At 53.1% G+C, this 16,666-nt stretch carries 11 protein-coding genes, 2 tRNA genes and 3 rRNA genes; 8 read left to right on the plus strand and 8 right to left on the minus strand.

Annotated features, from left to right (window positions below):
* The first annotated feature begins 631 nt into the window (after positions 1 to 631).
* The 5 genes from SIB68_RS00005 to rrf all read left to right on the plus strand — a co-directional run bounded on the left by SIB68_RS00005 (position 632) and on the right by rrf (position 6,048).
* Positions 632 to 2,116, plus strand: a 16S ribosomal RNA gene (locus SIB68_RS00005).
* 184 nt (positions 2,117 to 2,300) lie between these two features.
* Positions 2,301 to 2,374: transfer RNA gene (locus SIB68_RS00010), tRNA-Ile, on the plus strand.
* Between the two features lie 9 nt (positions 2,375 to 2,383).
* Positions 2,384 to 2,456: transfer RNA gene (locus SIB68_RS00015), tRNA-Ala, on the plus strand.
* A gap of 491 nt (positions 2,457 to 2,947) precedes the next feature.
* Positions 2,948 to 5,824: ribosomal RNA gene (locus SIB68_RS00020) — 23S ribosomal RNA — on the plus strand.
* A 107-nt stretch (positions 5,825 to 5,931) separates the two neighbouring features.
* A 5S ribosomal RNA gene (gene rrf / locus SIB68_RS00025) occupies positions 5,932 to 6,048 on the plus strand.
* The 16S, 23S and 5S rRNA genes sit together here with 2 tRNA genes alongside, the layout of an rRNA operon.
* A 120-nt stretch (positions 6,049 to 6,168) precedes the next feature.
* Here rrf and mtnC read toward each other — a convergent pair.
* Genes mtnC through SIB68_RS00045 form a run of 4 tightly spaced genes read right to left on the minus strand, consistent with a single transcriptional unit; the run spans position 6,169 to position 8,620 of the window.
* Positions 6,169 to 6,879: an acireductone synthase gene (gene mtnC, locus SIB68_RS00030; RefSeq protein WP_413681840.1), complete on the minus strand. Its 711-nt coding sequence runs from the start codon at positions 6,877 to 6,879 to the stop codon at positions 6,169 to 6,171.
* Positions 6,880 to 6,890: 11 nt separating this feature from the next.
* Positions 6,891 to 7,514 carry a methylthioribulose 1-phosphate dehydratase gene (gene mtnB / locus SIB68_RS00035; protein WP_063399022.1) on the minus strand — a complete coding sequence of 208 codons (624 nt, stop codon included), beginning with the start codon at positions 7,512 to 7,514 and terminating at the stop codon, positions 6,891 to 6,893.
* A gap of 12 nt (positions 7,515 to 7,526) precedes the next feature.
* Entirely contained in the window at positions 7,527 to 8,408 is an 882-nt protein-coding gene (locus SIB68_RS00040; protein ID WP_063399021.1) for a DNA-formamidopyrimidine glycosylase, read from the minus strand.
* Between the two features lie 5 nt (positions 8,409 to 8,413).
* Positions 8,414 to 8,620 (minus strand): photosystem I reaction center subunit IV, encoded by a 207-nt coding sequence (locus SIB68_RS00045; RefSeq protein ID WP_063399026.1) that lies wholly within the window; start codon positions 8,618 to 8,620, stop codon positions 8,414 to 8,416.
* Positions 8,621 to 8,750: 130 nt separating this feature from the next.
* On the opposite strand from SIB68_RS00045, the gene SIB68_RS00050 reads away from it, so the two are divergent.
* Both SIB68_RS00050 and SIB68_RS00055 read left to right on the plus strand, forming a co-directional pair.
* Positions 8,751 to 9,791 (plus strand): hypothetical protein, encoded by a 1,041-nt coding sequence (locus SIB68_RS00050; RefSeq protein WP_011129567.1) that lies wholly within the window; start codon positions 8,751 to 8,753, stop codon positions 9,789 to 9,791.
* Positions 9,792 to 9,853: 62 nt separating this feature from the next.
* Entirely contained in the window at positions 9,854 to 11,347 is a 1,494-nt protein-coding gene (locus SIB68_RS00055; RefSeq protein ID WP_063399020.1) for a RecQ family ATP-dependent DNA helicase, read from the plus strand.
* An 18-nt stretch (positions 11,348 to 11,365) separates the two neighbouring features.
* Here the strand turns inward: SIB68_RS00055 and SIB68_RS00060 are convergent, their stop codons facing one another.
* The 3 genes from SIB68_RS00060 to SIB68_RS00070 form a co-directional block, all read right to left on the minus strand.
* Positions 11,366 to 12,811 carry a LysM peptidoglycan-binding domain-containing protein gene (locus tag SIB68_RS00060; RefSeq protein ID WP_063399025.1) on the minus strand — a complete coding sequence of 482 codons (1,446 nt, stop codon included), beginning with the start codon at positions 12,809 to 12,811 and terminating at the stop codon, positions 11,366 to 11,368.
* A 100-nt stretch (positions 12,812 to 12,911) separates the two neighbouring features.
* Entirely contained in the window at positions 12,912 to 14,291 is a 1,380-nt protein-coding gene (locus SIB68_RS00065; RefSeq protein ID WP_063399019.1) for an aldehyde dehydrogenase family protein, read from the minus strand.
* Between the two features lie 25 nt (positions 14,292 to 14,316).
* Entirely contained in the window at positions 14,317 to 14,457 is a 141-nt protein-coding gene (locus tag SIB68_RS00070; RefSeq protein WP_155724835.1) for a hypothetical protein, read from the minus strand.
* 38 nt (positions 14,458 to 14,495) lie between these two features.
* On the opposite strand from SIB68_RS00070, the gene SIB68_RS00075 reads away from it, so the two are divergent.
* On the plus strand, positions 14,496 to 15,947 hold the full coding sequence (locus SIB68_RS00075) for a glycoside hydrolase family 13 protein (RefSeq protein ID WP_155724836.1): 1,452 nt from the start codon (positions 14,496 to 14,498) through the stop codon (positions 15,945 to 15,947).
* A gap of 372 nt (positions 15,948 to 16,319) precedes the next feature.
* Here SIB68_RS00075 and SIB68_RS00080 read toward each other — a convergent pair whose 3' ends face one another.
* The gene (locus SIB68_RS00080) at positions 16,320 to 16,538 is read right to left on the minus strand and encodes a hypothetical protein (RefSeq protein WP_155724834.1); all 219 of its coding nucleotides are present in this window, start codon (positions 16,536 to 16,538) and stop codon (positions 16,320 to 16,322) included.
* Positions 16,539 to 16,666 lie beyond the last annotated feature (128 nt).

Consider the following 16,666-nt stretch of genomic DNA (forward strand, 5'->3'; position numbering starts at 1 on the left):
AACTATGGAGATGGGAGCGATTGAGAAGAGATTGCGAGAGGGGTATGGAATGGGCTATGTTTTTGGACTGCGCGAAGGGCTGAGCCCTGTAGCGCAACCCACGCGGTGCTGATAGCGAAAGCTTGAGGTGTCAGTGGGCGCTTACAAGATCAGAGGAGCGATCCGCTGGTGTTGTAGGTTTTAGAAGCGATCGTAAGATCGCAGCGCCTGACACTCCTTACAAGGGAGTGGAGGAGCAGAACCTGGACAACTTAAGAGTTTAGGAACTGACGCTTTTGTCGCGTTTAGGCCCGATGAGCAGCGATCAAAAGCTGATCAAAAGGTTTGAGCAGATATGCGACGAGAGTGTGAGGTCCCGTCAAAAGAAATGAGTTGCAGAAACCTGTTACAGCATCAATTTTTGCTTTCACGGGCGAGGATTGATGTCAAAGGTGTGACAGGTGAAAGCAACGACCGGATCTGAGATCCTGGAAAGTCACAGAAGGAAGAGATTCTGAAGTGCACTCTTGTAATCCTTCTGTCAGAGGAAGGAGGCAACAACTGCTTGTCGTACGCCAGTGCGAATGAGTGGGTGAAGCAAATCAGACTGAGTGATGAGCCTGTAAGGGTTGATTGCGAGAGGGTTTGATCTACTACGGAGAGTTTGATCCTGGCTCAGGATGAACGCTGGCGGCGTGCTTAACACATGCAAGTCGAACGAACCTTCGGGTTAGTGGCGGACGGGTGAGTAACGCGTGGGAATCTGCCCTCAGGAGGGGGATAACGGTTGGAAACGACCGCTAATACCCCATATGCCGAGAGGTGAAATGAATTTCGCCTGAGGATGAGCCCGCGTCTGATTAGCTAGTTGGTGAGGTAATGGCTCACCAAGGCATCGATCAGTAGCTGGTCTGAGAGGATGATCAGCCACACTGGGACTGAGACACGGCCCAGACTCCTACGGGAGGCAGCAGTGGGGAATTTTCCGCAATGGGCGCAAGCCTGACGGAGCAACGCCGCGTGAGGGATGAAGGCCTCTGGGCTGTAAACCTCTTTTCTCAAGGAAGAAGATCTGACGGTACTTGAGGAATAAGCCACGGCTAATTCCGTGCCAGCAGCCGCGGTAATACGGGAGTGGCAAGCGTTATCCGGAATTATTGGGCGTAAAGCGTCCGCAGGCGGCTTTTCAAGTCTGCTGTTAAAACGTGGAGCTTAACTCCATCAAGGCAGTGGAAACTGATTGGCTTGAGTGTGGTAGGGGCAGAGGGAATTCCCGGTGTAGCGGTGAAATGCGTAGATATCGGGAAGAACACCAGTGGCGAAGGCGCTCTGCTGGGCCATAACTGACGCTCATGGACGAAAGCCAGGGGAGCGAAAGGGATTAGATACCCCTGTAGTCCTGGCCGTAAACGATGAACACTAGGTGTCGGGGGAATCGACCCCCTCGGTGTCGTAGCCAACGCGTTAAGTGTTCCGCCTGGGGAGTACGCACGCAAGTGTGAAACTCAAAGGAATTGACGGGGGCCCGCACAAGCGGTGGAGTATGTGGTTTAATTCGATGCAACGCGAAGAACCTTACCAGGGTTTGACATCCTGCGAATCTCTTGGAAACGAGAGAGTGCCTTTGGGAACGCAGTGACAGGTGGTGCATGGCTGTCGTCAGCTCGTGTCGTGAGATGTTGGGTTAAGTCCCGCAACGAGCGCAACCCACGTTTTTAGTTGCCAGCATTCAGTTGGGCACTCTAGAGAGACCGCCGGTGATAAACCGGAGGAAGGTGTGGATGACGTCAAGTCATCATGCCCCTTACATCCTGGGCTACACACGTACTACAATGCTACGGACAAAGGGCAGCAAGTTCGCGAGGACAAGCAAATCCCATAAACCGTGGCTCAGTTCAGATCGTAGGCTGCAACTCGCCTACGTGAAGAAGGAATCGCTAGTAATCGCAGGTCAGCATACTGCGGTGAATACGTTCCCGGGCCTTGTACACACCGCCCGTCACACCATGGAAGTTGGCCACGCCCGAAGTCGTTACTCCAACCCTTGTGGAGGAGGACGCCGAAGGTGGGGCTGATGACTGGGGTGAAGTCGTAACAAGGTATCCGTACCGGAAGGTGCGGATGGATCACCTCCTAACAGGGAGACAACACAATGATTTTGATGTCTGAGTATTTTAATTCTTAGGCCGAAATCCTGTCACCTTAGGTCGATCGGTACCTCAAGTTGAGAATCAAAGAAAAGCTGATTAATCAGCTTGGAGATTGATGATTGATTTTAGTTCCTAAACTTGTCTAGGTCACACCCCGCAAGGGTTACTCCTGGGCCATTAGCTCAGGTGGTTAGAGCGCACCCCTGATAAGGGTGAGGTCCCTGGTTCAAGTCCAGGATGGCCCATTCGGTGTTGGGGGTTTAGCTCAGTTGGTAGAGCGCCTGCTTTGCAAGCAGGATGTCAGCGGTTCGAGTCCGCTAACCTCCACTGACGAATCTTCTGACAACGAGCCAATGGTGAGAACCGTTGTGTGATGTGATTTAGAATTTAAGTTTGCTGGCAGACCCTAGCTTCTTATCATTCCAGGACTCAATCAATTGAGATGAGGTTGATAGGACGCTGGGCTCACTGTAATTCGCAAGAATTTCAGAGATGTTCAGCAGAACCTTGACAACTGCATAGGTAAGTCTGGAAAGAATAAAGCATCTCATGGATGCATTGTTCTTGGCAATCAGCTAATGCAATCTACGTCAGTAGAGAGCTGAGGTTGATCAACGAGAATGATGTTTGATTCTTGAGTCAAGAGCCGAGACTCTATAGCGTTCTTTCGATGTCATCGAGGCATCGAGAGTTTGATTGGTGATTCAAACCATCTTCAATGACAAACAATTCAGTTTAACTGGAGAAGTTTGAGATTGAAGCCAGGTGAATTGCTAAGAATACGTATTCAACTACGTGAAGCGTTATAGAGATTAATTGGTCAAGCTACAAAGGGCTCATGGTGGATACCTTGGCACACAGAGGCGATGAAGGACGTAGTTACCTGCGATAAGTCTCGGGGAGCTGGACACACGCTTTGATCCGGGAATTTCCGAATGGGGCAACCCCTAGTACGGCCAGCTGAATCCATAGGCTGGTGCGAGCCAACCCAGCGAACTGAAACATCTTAGTAGCTGGAGGAAAGGAAAGTAAAAACGACTCCCTAAGTAGCGGCGAGCGAACGGGGAAGAGCCTAAACCGATGGTTTCGACCATCGGGGTTGTGGGACAGCAATGTGTATCAGGGATGTTAGGAGAAGTGTTTGAATGGCACACCACAGAGGGTGAAAGTCCCGTAACCGAAAACTGAACTGAACTAGCTGTATCCCGAGTAGCACGGAGCACGTGAAATTCCGTGTGAATCCGCGAGGACCACCTCGTAAGGCTAAGTACTACTGTGTGACCGATAGCGCAACAGTACCGCGAGGGAAAGGTGAAAAGAACCCCGGGAGGGGAGTGAAATAGAACATGAAACCATGAGCCTACAAGCAATGGGAGCCCGACTAAATCGGGTGACCGTGTGCCTGTTGAAGAATGAGCCGGCGACTTATAGGCACTGGCAGGTTAAACCGGAAATGGTGGAGCCATAGCGAAAGCGAGTCTGAATAGGGCGATCGTCAGTGTTTATAGACCCGAACCCGGGTGATCTAACCATGGCCAGGATGAAGCTTGGGTGATACCAAGTGGAGGTCCGAACCGACTGATGTTGAAAAATCAGCGGATGAGCTGTGGTTAGGGGTGAAATGCCAATCGAACCCGGAGCTAGCTGGTTCTCCCCGAAATACGTTGAGGCGTAGCGTCTAGTGCTCCAGCAGGGGGGTAAAGCCACCATTTCGGTGCGGGCTGCGAGAGCGGTACCTAATCGAGATGAACTCTGAATACCCTGTGTGTAACTAGGCAGTCAGACTGTGGGGGATAAGCTCCATAGTCGAAAGGGAAACAGCCCAGACCGCCAGCTAAGGTCCCCAAATCAACACTAAGTGATAAAGGAGGTGGGATTGCCCAGACAACCAGGAGGTTTGCCTAGAAGCAGCCATCCTCAAAGGAGTGCGTAATAGCTCACTGGTCGAGCGATCCTGCGCCGAAAATGAACGGGGCTAAGTGTTGTACCGAAGCTGCGGATTTAACTTGTTAAATGGTAGGGGAGCGTTCTATGTGGGGCGAAGCGTTAGCGTAAGCGGGCGTGGACTGCATAGAAGTGAGAATGTCGGCTTGAGTAGCGAAAACATGGGTGAGAATCCCATGCCCCGAAACCCTAAGGGTTCCTCCGGCAGGCTCGTCCGCGGAGGGTTAGTCTGGACCTAAGGCGAGGCCGAAAGGCGTAGTCGATGGATAACAGGTCAACATTCCTGTACCGGTTATGTTTTGGGAAGGGGGACGGAGAAGGCTAGCCAAGCCAGATGTTGGTTACTGGTTTAAGCGTTCGAGGCGTTGAGGAGCGGCGAAAACGTTCTGAGCTGAGGCGTGAATACGAGCTGCTACGGCAGCGAAGTTGGTGATGTCATGCTTCCAAGAAAAGCCCTATACCCGTTAAGGCATAACTGCCAGTACCCGAAACCGACACAGGTAGGGTGGTAGAGAATACCGAGGGGCGCGAGATAACTCTCTCTAAGGAACTCGGCAAAATGGCCCCGTAACTTCGGGAGAAGGGGTGCCAGCGAGAGCTGGTCGCAGTGAAGAGGCCCAGGCGACTGTTTACCAAAAACACAGGTCTCCGCTAAGTCGCAAGACGATGTATGGGGGCTGACGCCTGCCCAGTGCCGGAAGGTTAAGGAAGCCGGTCAGCGTAAGCGAAGCTGGCGACTGAAGCCCCGGTGAACGGCGGCCGTAACTATAACGGTCCTAAGGTAGCGAAATTCCTTGTCGGGTAAGTTCCGACCCGCACGAAAGGCGTAACGATCTGGGCGCTGTCTCGGAGAGAGGCTCGGCGAAATAGAATTGTCTGTGAAGATGCGGACTACGTACACCCGGACAGAAAGACCCTATGAAGCTTTACTGTAGCTTGGTATTGTGCCCGGGCTCTGAATGCGCAGGATAGGTGGGAGACGTTGAAGTAGTGCTCGTGGGTGCTACTGAGTCAATGGTGAGATACCACTCTTTCAGAGCTAGGGTTCTAACGTTCACCCGTTATCCGGGGAGCGGACAGTATCAGGTGGGCAGTTTGACTGGGGCGGTCGCCTCCTAAAAGGTAACGGAGGCGCGCAAAGGTTCCCTCAGGCTGGTTGGAAATCAGTCGACGAGTGCAAAGGCAGAAGGGAGCTTGACTGTGAGACCTACAAGTCGAACAGGGACGAAAGTCGGCCTTAGTGATCCGACGGTTCTGAGTGGAAGGGCCGTCGCTCAACGGATAAAAGTTACTCTAGGGATAACAGGCTGATCTCCCCCAAGAGTTCACATCGACGGGGAGGTTTGGCACCTCGATGTCGGCTCATCGCAACCTGGGGCTGAAGTCGGTCCCAAGGGTTGGGCTGTTCGCCCATTAAAGCGGTACGCGAGCTGGGTTCAGAACGTCGTGAGACAGTTCGGTCCATATCCGGTGTACGCGCAGGAACATTGAGAGGATTTCTCCCTAGTACGAGAGGACCGGGAGGAACGCACCTCTGGTGTACCAGTTATCGTGCCAACGGTAAACGCTGGGTAGCCATGTGCGGAGTGGATAACCGCTGAAAGCATCTAAGTGGGAAGCCCACCTCAAGATGAGTGTTCCCATGGCATAAGCCAGTAAGGTCACGGGAAGAACACCCGTTGATAGGCTCTACGTGGAAGTCCAGTAATGGATGCAGCGGAGGAGTACTAATAGACCGAGGGCTTGACCATCCATTTGGTTCTTGCCCGAGAAACAAGTTTTATTCAATTCAGAGCATCATTCGCAAGGATGATGACCTATGCAGTTCTCAAGGTTCACTCCTTGGGAATGATTTTATCCTGGTGTTCATGGCGATGTGGAACCACTCCGATCCATCTCGAACTCGGTTGTGAAACGCATCAGCGGCGACGATATTTTAGGGGTAGCCCTCTGAGAAAATAGCTCAATGCCAGGTAAAACATTTCCGCATGTAGATCATCAACCTCTAGAAAGAGTTGTTGATTTACCAAGAAAAAGCCACCCCTGCGGGTGGCTTTTTTGATGTGCAAGTCAGTGTGATTTTTAAAGAAGATAATCAAATAGACACCTGAGGTCTTTGATTGCTTTGTAGGCCACTTGGATCTTGCTCTGGATTGCCTTCCCTAAGGCTGAATAAAACACGCATGCCTGCTTTTTCTGCGGCATTACATTCTGCGTAGCTATCACTGACAAAAAGCACATTTCCTACGGGAATGTTCATGGCTATGGAGATGTCGCTATAGCTTTTGCTCTCTTTTTTGTTGCCAGTACGAGTATCAAACCAGTGACTAAATAGTGCTGTTTGATCTCCATTGGTCGTGTGTCTGTAGAGCAGCTTTTGAGCTGATATGCTGCCTGATGAATAGACAGCAAGTACATAATCTTTTTGTTTTAGTTTGCTTAGTGCCTCGATAGTTTCTGGGTAGAGTGAAGAGCAGAGTTCACCTTTCTGGTAACCCTCTCGCCAGATCCTACCTTGTAGATCTTTTAAAGCACTAGACTTGCGATCAATTGCTATTAAATGGTGAAGGTAGCTGCAGATGTTCTCGATTTCGCTGCTGTTCTGTCTTAGTGCTTTGCTTAGAAGATCTTTGCTGCTCGGATCCGTATCAGCTTGCCATTCCCCCCAAGCTTCATCTATGAGAGATTGAATCTCATTTTTTTCTCTGTGTTCATTTAGGAATCCTTCTAGATGGGTATCAGCGTAAGGAAAGAGGGTATCGCTGACAAAACTTGTAGGGCATGTGGTGCCTTCAATATCCAGCAAGACGTGAGTGATCACGGGTTTTGTCTGGTTATAAGTTGTTCACGCCAGCAGAGCTCTAGTAGGAACTCCAATATTTCTACATGACGTCTTGCTTCGTTGAGGCTCTCCCCCCAAGCGTATAAACCGTGCCCTGCGATCAGTAGTCCATAGGGTGCATCATGGACTAATTCGCCTGCTGCTTGACTCAATTGGGCAAGGTTTTGGTTGTTTAATAGGATTGGCAGAGTGATTGATGTGGAATGGCTATGAATCCCTTGCAGCCCTTTCAGCATTTCCCAGCCCTCAATTGTTAGTTTCCCAGTATTTTTATAGTAGTTCGATAGCCATGTTGCTGTTATTGAGTGTGTGTGCAGTACGGCCTTGGCGTTGGTCTGCTTGATGATTTTTAAATGCATATCTGTTTCAGCACTAGCCCTACCTTCTCCTTGAATCACGTTACCCGAGCTGTTGACTTCAATGAGTTCGTCTGCCCTGATATTTCTTTTCTCAATGCCGCTAGGGGCCATCAATAATCTCAATGGCGTTTTTTGTAGCACTAGGCTGAAATTACCGCCAGTTCCATCACACCAACCGCGTTGATGGAGATCGCGAATGGTGTCGCTTAGAGCTTTCCGCTGTTGCTGTGAATCGAACATTTTTGCCAGGATTCATCTTTGGCAATTTGGGCACCAGTGGGTGCCACGACCGCAGAGGCTTTCACGGCGGATGGGCGTGCTGCATATCCGGCAGGCTTGGCCTGCTCTGCGATACACCCAGGCTTGACCACCGTAGTTGCCGTTAATGCCTTCAAGATCTCTGAAGTCGCTGAAGGTTGTTCCTCCAGCACCGATGCTCACTCTGAGGACCTCCGTGAGGCAGTTGCATAAGCGTTCAAGTTCGACCTTCTTTAATTGACCTGATGGAGTGTGGGGACGGATTCTGGCTGCAAAAAGGCTTTCATCGGTATAGATGTTTCCTGCCCCTGCCACGATGGATTGATCCAAAAGTGCTGACTTGATTGGTCGTTTCGAACCCTTCAAGCGTTTGCTTAGGTATGAGGAATTGAAGGCGCTGCTGAATGGCTCTGGCCCAAGTTTTTGCAGCCCTGTGATGATTGTTTCCGGGGCGTTGCCAGGTGGAACCCACCACATTTGTCCGAAGCTGCGCGTGTCAACGAAGCGCAGTTCCTCATCTTTTTTGTTCCAGATGCGTACGCGTGTGTGCGGGCAGGGTGAACTGATGACCTCATGCCATTGAAATTGCCCTGTCATGCGCAGGTGAACGCCCCACCATCCACCATCAGGATCTGGTTCTGGTTCTGAATCAGCTGATGGCTGGGCAACATCATGATGTAAAGACGCCATCAAGTACTTGCCGCGTCTTAACCATGAGCCCACGTGCATGCCGCAGAGCATCTTGATGAATAGGGCAGAACCGCCAGGGCTTGCTATGGCTCGTTCTCGGCAAACCTCAACCTGGCCGATCTGAAAATTAACAAGACGGTCTGCCAATCCGCGGCGGACCGTCTCAACTTCAGGTAATTCCGGCAAGCGCCTTAGGCGCGATCGAGCTCTGATTCAGCAAAGCTGTTGGTGAGGTTGCCGTTATCGGTACCTTGCATGCCGAAGTAGTTCGTTTTCTCGAAGCGAACCAGTACCCCATATTTGCCGGTGGTGTCGACAGAGGCCACTGTGCCCACTTCATTGTGCCAGTAACTCTCTTGGCGCCTGATGCGAACTTTGTCGCCTTTTGAGATCGCCATCGCTGCGCAGGTATTGAATTCACCCATAAGACTATCGCCGTGAGTGTGTGAGTTGACTCATGCGTCACAGAATGTCGCCCCTTGGGGTGTAGGCCATGGCAGCATCCAGCCTTAAGTCAGGTGTGTTTTGGTGAGTTCGTCCGTTGCTCTTGATCCTCCTGCTATTGAGTTGGATCTGCCCGATCCGGAGCAGGACGACATCAGCACCATGGAGTTTCTTGCTCGACTCGAGCAAGCCTGGGCCTTGTGCGATCGCTTTGATTTGCAAACTGAGATTTGGCGGGGGCGAATCCTTAGGGCAGTGCGGGATCGTGAGAAGCGCGGTGGTGAGGGGCGTGGTGCCGGCTTTTTGCAGTGGTTGCGTGAACGGGAGATTAGTAAGACCCGCGCTTATGCCCTGATTCAGCTGGCTGATTCGGCTGAGAACTTGCTGGCAGAAGGAATGCTGGAGGAGAGCAGCGTGAATCAATTCTCTAAAAGGGCCTTCATGGAAACAACGCAGGCTGTTCCAGAAGTGCAGATGATGATTTCCGAGGCAGCCAATGAAGGTCAAGAGATCACTCGCAAGCAGGTTCGCCGACTGACAGATGAGTTCACCTCTGCCACAAGCCCCCTGTTGCCGGAGGAGATCCGCCAGCGCACGCAGGAGAATCTTTTGCCTCCCAAGGTTGTGGCTCCTCTGGTAAGGGAGCTGGCAAAACTGCCGGAGCTTCAGCAGGAAGATCTCAGGCGAGCTTTGCGGGAGGAGCCAGAACTGGATTGCATTAAGGATGTAACCAGCACAGCACGCTGGATCAGTAAGACCACAGAGGCCAGCGAGGCGGTGAGGGCTTTCCAGCAAGGTGAACTCAACCTTGAGAAGGCCATGCATGAGGCTCAGCGTCTCGATGCCTTGGGTTTGCTGGCTGATGCTGTCTCTCAGGCTCAGTCGTTAGAAGCCTCCGTTCTGAAGCTGCATACAGCCTGGCGACGATTGGGTGGCTTGCAGGAACGTCTTTGGGTGGAAAGTGGCAGCAGTACCCCTTATCTCCGTGATGTTTTGGGTGCTTTGCAGAGCCTTAGCGGAGCAACCTTGAGGGTGTCGCTTGGGGAGTTGGCGGGAGGGAAACGGGTTCGCTTGCAGCTGGTGGAGGAGGCTCCTGACCAGCTCGAGCCGCCGCCGCTGCCTTGAGTTCGAGATCGTGCCATCAGGCTTGGCGCTCGTTATCTTGAGGGCGCTATTGGTGGTGTGAAGTGGATCCACTGATCGAGGCCCTGCACCATCACTATGGCTGGGATGGTTTCAGGCCTGGTCAACGTCCTGTGGTTGAAGCGATTCTTGCGGGTCAGGATGTTCTGGCGGTGCTCCCCACCGGTGGTGGTAAATCGCTTTGTTATCAGCTGCCAGCCCTGTTGCGTGATGGTTTGGTGGTGGTGATCTCTCCCTTGGTGGCTTTGATGGAGGATCAGGTCATGCAGCTGCAACGGCGGGGGATTGCCGCCGCTTGTTTGCATGCTGGCCTGGATCCGGTGCGCCGTCGAGATGCGCTGGTTCGCTTGCGAGATGATCGCTTGCGTTTGCTGTATCTGGCTCCTGAGCGGTTGCAGGGTGAGGCCACGCGGCAATTGATCGAGGACACAGCTGCGCAGGGAAAGTTGGTGGCACTAGCTGTTGATGAGGCCCATTGCATCAGTGCTTGGGGCCATGATTTCCGGCCTGATTACCGTCGCCTGGGGCAGGTGCGCCGCCTCTGCCCAGGTGTGCCTGTGGTTGCTCTCAGTGCTACTGCGGCTCCAAGGGTGCGTGCCGACATCATCCGCCTCTTGGCTCTTCGTCGGCCGCTGGTGCAGGTTTGCTCGGCCCGGCGCAATAATCTCCACTACGCCATGCGGAGGCGATCGAGAGATCCCTTGCCTGATGTGCTTTCGGCTTTGCAAGGATCACGAGGTGCCACGCTGATCTATGCCAGAACGCGTCGCTCTGTGGAGCAATGGGCAGAGCGGTTGCAGGCTGAGGATGTTGCGGCTACTCCTTATCACGCCGGGCTTGACCCGGAGGTGCGCCAGCAGGCGCTGGCTGATTTCCTAGATCAAGAGAAGCCTGTGCTGGTGGCCACCGTGGCCTTTGGCATGGGTGTCGATCGCAGCGATGTGGGATTGGTTCTGCATTTGAATCTGCCTGCAACGCCAGAGGGCTATTTGCAGGAGTCTGGCCGGGCGGGCCGTGATGGACTTCCGGCCGATTGCTTGGTGTTGTTTTCTCCTGGTGATCGCACCAGCCTTGGTTGGGCGATGCAGGCTTCCGCTCGCCGTTGTGCTGATGAGAACGCTACGCAGGAGATTCAGATGCGGTTGGAGCTGGCGCAGCAACAGTTGCGGCGTATCGAGGCGGTTGCAGAAGGGGAGTTTTGCCTGGAACAAGGGCTCTTGCTTGCCGTTGGTGAATTGGTGCCGCCTTGTGGTCGCTGCGATCGCTGCCAGCAGACTGCCCGCCGCCGTGATTGGTCTGAGCAAGCCTTTGCTGTGCTTGAGGTGCTCGAAGACAGCAAGGGCATGAATCTTCGCAGTCTCAGTGAAAGCCTTTCGTCCACTACAGGCCGCAAGCAAGAGCGTTGGGGTTGGTTGGCTCGCAGGTTGGTGCAGGAAGAGCTGATTACGGAGAGCAATGATGGTGTCCAGCGGCTCTATATACGTGAGAGCGGTCGGCGCTTTTTACGCCAACCCTGGCCGTTGCACTATGCGGCCTGAGTGCAGCCCTCGATGCCCTTAGCCGCCTTTGGCTTTGCAGAGATCCTTGACGAGATCATGCTCAAAGCGCTGCTGTGGAGCACCCCAAGTTTTCCAAGATCCATTCGTGCCGGTGGTATTGATCTTGCGCGCTGGGCAGTTCACAGCCAGATAAAGGGCTTTGCCATCTTTGTTGAGGGTTGGGGCCACGTAGCTTCCTCCCATGAACTTCCAATTGGCCCAGTCCACTTGAAGTGAACCGTAAGTGCGCCATTGCGTTTGCGAAGGCTTGACAGCAACTTGCTGGGTGGATTTGGGCTTGGGTTGTGATTTTGCAGCAGGTTTGGCGGTGGATTTAATCGTTGGTTTCACGGTGGTTTGTGCAGTTGGTTTGATGGCAACTGCCGTGGTGGACTTGGGCTTGGTTTGTGGATTTGCAGCAGGCGTGGTGGTGGATTTAACGGTTGGTTTAACAGCTGGTTTAACGGTGGTTTTTGCAGTCGGTTTGATGGCAACTGTCGTGGTGGATTTTGGCTGGCTTGTTGTTGATGGTTGGACCCGTAGAGACAGTTTGCTGCCGACTAATAACTTGTTGGGGTTGTTGATGCCATTGATCTTGATCAGGGTTGCTACAGGGATTTGATAAGCCCCAGCGATTTGGTTCAATGTTTGCCCTCGAGCCACGGTATGGGAGGTGGCATTTGGATTTGCCTGAATGGCTACAGGTTTGGGCTTTGCTGCTGCTTTGGGTTTGGGAACAACAGCCCCTTGGGGCAGTTTCAGGGTTTGGCCACGTTTGACATAGTTGGCATTGGCAAGGCTATTGAGGGCGACGAGATCCTGTTGGCGCACTCGGTAGCGGGCCGCAATGGTGCTGAGGGTTTCGCCACTGCGGACCGTGTGACGAGTGGTGCCAGCTCTGACTGTGCCTGATGAGCTGCCTGGCAGTTTGAGGGTCTGGCCGATGAATAAGGTATCGGCATTGGCAAGGCCATTGAGGGCGACGAGATCCTGTTGGCGAACTCGGTAGCGGGCAGAAATGATGCTGAGGGTTTCGCCACTGCGAACCTTGTGTCGACTGGCGCCAGCTCTGATTCCCCCAGAAGCACCTCCAGGTAATTTCAACGTTTGGCCGATATATAAATTGTCGGCATTGTTCAGACCATTGAGGGCGATGAGATCCTGCTGGCGCACTCGGTAGCGAACAGCAATGGTGCTGAGGGTCTCGCCACTTCGTACCGTGTGACGGCTTGCTCCAGCCGTGACTGTGCCTGATGCGCTACCTGGCAGTTTGAGGGTCTGGCCGATGTAGAGGTTGTCTGCATTGGCTAGGCCGTTCAGCCGCATCAAGGCCCGAAGGGATACCTGATATCGCGCTGCGATTTCCGAAAGGGTGTCACCGGGTCTCACTGTGACGCTGGCACCCCAGGATGGCAGCGGTAGAAGTGTTGTCAGGGCTAGAGCGCTAACAATGATCCGGCGCATCAATCTCTCTCTACAGTTTGGTGAAAGATAAGCTGCCTCAACAGATGCGCTAGCCCTTTTCAAGCATCCCGAAATGATGCCCTTGCAAAAAGAGGCTTGATTATCCCAGCACCTTTTTGAGCAACGCCAGATTGGCCTTGTAGGGGGGGTAGCGCAATTTGAGATCTAGCCAGAAGGGGCGACGTAAGACAGACTTTTGATGCGAAAAGGTTTCGAAACCAGCCAGGCCGTGATAACGCCCCATGCCACTGGCCCCGACTCCACCAAAGGGCAGCTCAGGAATGCCTACATGCATCACCACATCGTTGAAACACACTCCGCCTGAACTGGTTGTGTTGAGGAGCTGTTGTTGGTCGGCATGTGTTCCGCCAAAGAGATAGAGGGCCAGGGGCTTTGGTTGTTGTCGGACCTCAGCGAGAGCCTCATTAAGGCTTTGCACGCTGATGACAGGCAGCAGTGGGCCGAAGAGCTCTTCCTCCATCAGCGGATCGTCACGCTTGTCTACGTCAATCAGAGTGGGAGCGATGCGTCTTTGATCGGGGTCAATTTGTCCGCCTGAGAGCACCTTGCCGCGCTGCTTTGCTTGATCAAGCAAGTGTTGTAGTCGCTGGAAATGACGATCGTTGATGATCTTGGCGAGGTGGGGTGATCGCAGCGGATCGCCTCCATAGAGCTCAGTAATGGCTCCTTTCATCGCCTGCAATAGAGGCTGTTTGAGTTGTTCTTGGATAAGTAGATGGTCTGGGGCGATGCAGGTTTGACCAGCATTGAGACCCTTCCCCCATACCAATCGCCTAGCCGTGACCGAGAGATCGGCGCCATCAATCACGATGGCTGGGCTTTTCCCTCCTAGCTCCAGGGTCACCGGAGTGAGATGTTCGGCGGCAGCAGCCATGACCTTCTGGCCGATGGCGCCGCTGCCGGTAAAGAAGATGTGATCAAAGGGTTGCTTGATCAGTGCCGCTGCAATGGCCCCATCCCCCTCGATTACCTGTACGACCTCGCTGGAGAAATGTTGAGGGATCAAATGGGCGATCAGTCGAGAGGTGGCAGGGGCATGCTCGGAAGGTTTGAGCACTGCTGTATTGCCTGCTGCTAGAGCACTAATCAGTGGTTGGAGGGTTAGAGAGAAGGGGTAATTCCAGGGGCCGATGATCAGAACGCAACCCAGGGGGTCGAGGATCACCTCGGCTTGACCTGGCTGATGGGCTAAAGGCACTTGTACGTGCCTGGGTTGCATCCAGCGGCTGAGCTGCCGTTGAGCCAGTTTGAGCTCCCCACGCAGAGCGATCAGCTCAAACAATGCCTCGGTTGGTGGTTTGCCTAGATCCGTTGCCAGGGCATCAAGCACCTCGTCTTGGTGCTTTTCGATGAGGACATCAATTTGCTTGAGTTGCTTTCTGCGCCAGGCTTCTGGTCTTGTGAGGCCCGAAATGACTGGCTTGCGCAGTTCACTCAGTAGAAAGTTCTCAGGAAGCAAGGTCTGACACCATTGTTACTCGTGTCTAGGTGTCTAGCAGTGGTGCCGGCGCTGTTGGCGGATGGGCACAAGCGTTGGCGATCAGTTGACCTGCGGGGTTGAAGACGGCGGCCCTGGAGCTACTGGTGCCCTGAGCGAGAGCCAGGCTTAGGAGCTGATCATCCATGGATGTTCTCTTGTTCAAGTGCTAGCGGTGGTCTTGGTATGCAATGGGGCATGCATCAGATCGATGGACTGACCAACACTCCCCGCTGGGTTGCCCAGGCGGTGGTGTATCAGATCTTCCCGGATCGTTTTCGTTGTAGTGGCCGTGTCTTAGTTCATCAGCATTTGGCTTTGCGCTGCTGGGGCAGTGATCCTTCTGAGCAGGGTTTTCAGGGGGGAGATCTCTACGGGGTGATCGAGGCCCTTGATCATCTCCAGGCGCTTGGTATCAGCTGCCTTTACTTGACACCCGTCTTTAGCTCTGCCGCTAACCATCGCTATCACGCTTATGACTACTTGCAGGTGGATCCGCTTCTCGGTGGCAATGCAGCGCTAGAGGCTTTGATTGAAGCGGTGCATCGCCGCGAGATGCGCATCATTTTGGATGGCGTGTTTAATCACTGTGGTCGCGGGTTCTGGGCTTTTCATCATCTTTTGGAAAATGGTGAGGCTTCGCCCTATCGCAATTGGTTTGAGGTGAGGCAATGGCCGCTTCATCCCTATCCACGGCGTGGGCAGGATTGTGGTTACAGCTGCTGGTGGAACGATCCAGCCTTGCCAAAGTTCAATCATGCCCATGCCCCTGTGCGTGAGTATTTGATTGCCGTAGCCCGCTATTGGCTCGAGCAGGGAATCGATGGTTGGCGACTTGACGTTGCTGATGAGGTGCCTGCTGAGTTTTGGCTGGAGTTTCGGCACATGGTTAAGGCAGTGAATCCAGACGCTTGGATCTTGGCTGAGATCTGGGGTGATGCGAGATCGTGGCTGCAGGGGCAGCACTTTGATGGGGTGATGAATTATCGGATGGGTTGGAGCAGCCTTTGCTGGGTTGCTGGCAAGCGATTACGCCGTCGGTATCGCAATCCTGCCTATCCCCTTGAAGCTCTCAGCGGAGAGGCTTTTGTTGAGCTATTGGCAACAACGCTGGGTTGGTATCGACCTGAGGTGAACCGCAGCCAGTTGAACCTGCTTGATAGCCACGATGTGCCGAGAGCTCTGCACACACTTCAGGGTGATCTTGCGGCGTTGAAGTTGGCCTTGCTGTTGCTGTTTTTGCAACCAGGGGCGCCTTGCATCTACTACGGCACAGAGGCGGGTTTGCAGGGTGGCCCTGAACCAGGCTGTCGAGAGGCGTTCCCCTGGGGAACGCAGTGGCCTGCAGACCTGCGCGATTTCATTCAGTCGTTGAGTGATCTGCGCCAACGCTGCCCAGCGTTGGCTGATGGCGGTTTGCAATGGCAGACAATCGGGGCTGACGGGCTGCATGGCTGGGGGGTGAATCCTGAGCTATCCACAGCGCAAGATGAGAAGTCGATCAAGGTTTGGATCAATCGCAGCCGTAGGTCTTGGTTGCCGATTGGCGAATCATCGATGGATCCTCTTTGGTTGGTAGGAGCGCTGGAATGCAATGGCCGGGGATTAGGCCCTCAATCAGCAGTGTTATTAAGGTGAACGTCTGTCGTTGTTGCACTCGAATTTTTTGTTGATTGTTGGCCTGTATTTGATTGACAAAGGCTCGAGGCTTTGATGGCTTGGCTGTGTTTTGTACAGGATATTTGCTGAGGCACTTCCACCAATTGTTGATGTCAAGTTGCGTGCCGATCAATTGAAAGAATAGCTTGATCGATAAGCATGCAGACGATTCTCAGGATCTTTGAGACTTCAAAGGATTGGATCCTACTGCTTAGATAAAATCGGCCTACATCCAAAGTGAGGGCAAAAAGATAACTGATTGCAAGTGCAGCTGTACCACCAGAGATCTTGCTGGTTCTAATGGGTGCTGAAAGGGAGGTGATCAGGGGCTGGGAGGGGGTGATTCCACCGTTATTTGTTGAGGCCGAGTGGCCCAGGGGTGTTCGCAAGCTTTAGGGCATCAAGCCAAATTTCGCTGTCAAGAGGATTGCTGTAAGGGTGATCAGGATGAACGTTTGCCATGCAAAAACTATTGATCGAGTTGGCAATGGTCTTTGTTGCGTTTTCTAGACATAAACGAAGCCGCGCCAAGGTGATCGACGGCTCAAGCAGGCTCGAGGATGCAGACACTTCGTAATGAGCAAAAGTAGAGGTCGATCGTGACAAACCCTCTCTCTGTGGCAATGATGTGTTGAGGCGCCTATTGAGTTGTTATCATAAAGAAAATGAAGGGATTCCCCCAGGCTGAACTGAGTTGT

It is taken from the genome of Prochlorococcus sp. MIT 1323, assembly GCF_047304905.1.
Taxonomy (GTDB): domain Bacteria; phylum Cyanobacteriota; class Cyanobacteriia; order PCC-6307; family Cyanobiaceae; genus Prochlorococcus; species Prochlorococcus marinus_D.

Coding starts and splice junctions, on each gene's coding strand:
- mtnB (WP_063399022.1), bottom strand. CDS start 7,514: ATGTTCGATTCACAGCAACAGCGGAAAGCTCTAAGCGACACCATTCGC.
- SIB68_RS00045 (WP_063399026.1), bottom strand. CDS start 8,620: ATGGCGATCTCAAAAGGCGACAAAGTTCGCATCAGGCGCCAAGAGAGT.
- SIB68_RS00060 (WP_063399025.1), bottom strand. CDS start 12,811: ATGCGCCGGATCATTGTTAGCGCTCTAGCCCTGACAACACTTCTACCG.
- SIB68_RS00070 (WP_155724835.1), bottom strand. CDS start 14,457: ATGGATGATCAGCTCCTAAGCCTGGCTCTCGCTCAGGGCACCAGTAGC.
- SIB68_RS00075 (WP_155724836.1), top strand. CDS start 14,496: ATGCAATGGGGCATGCATCAGATCGATGGACTGACCAACACTCCCCGC.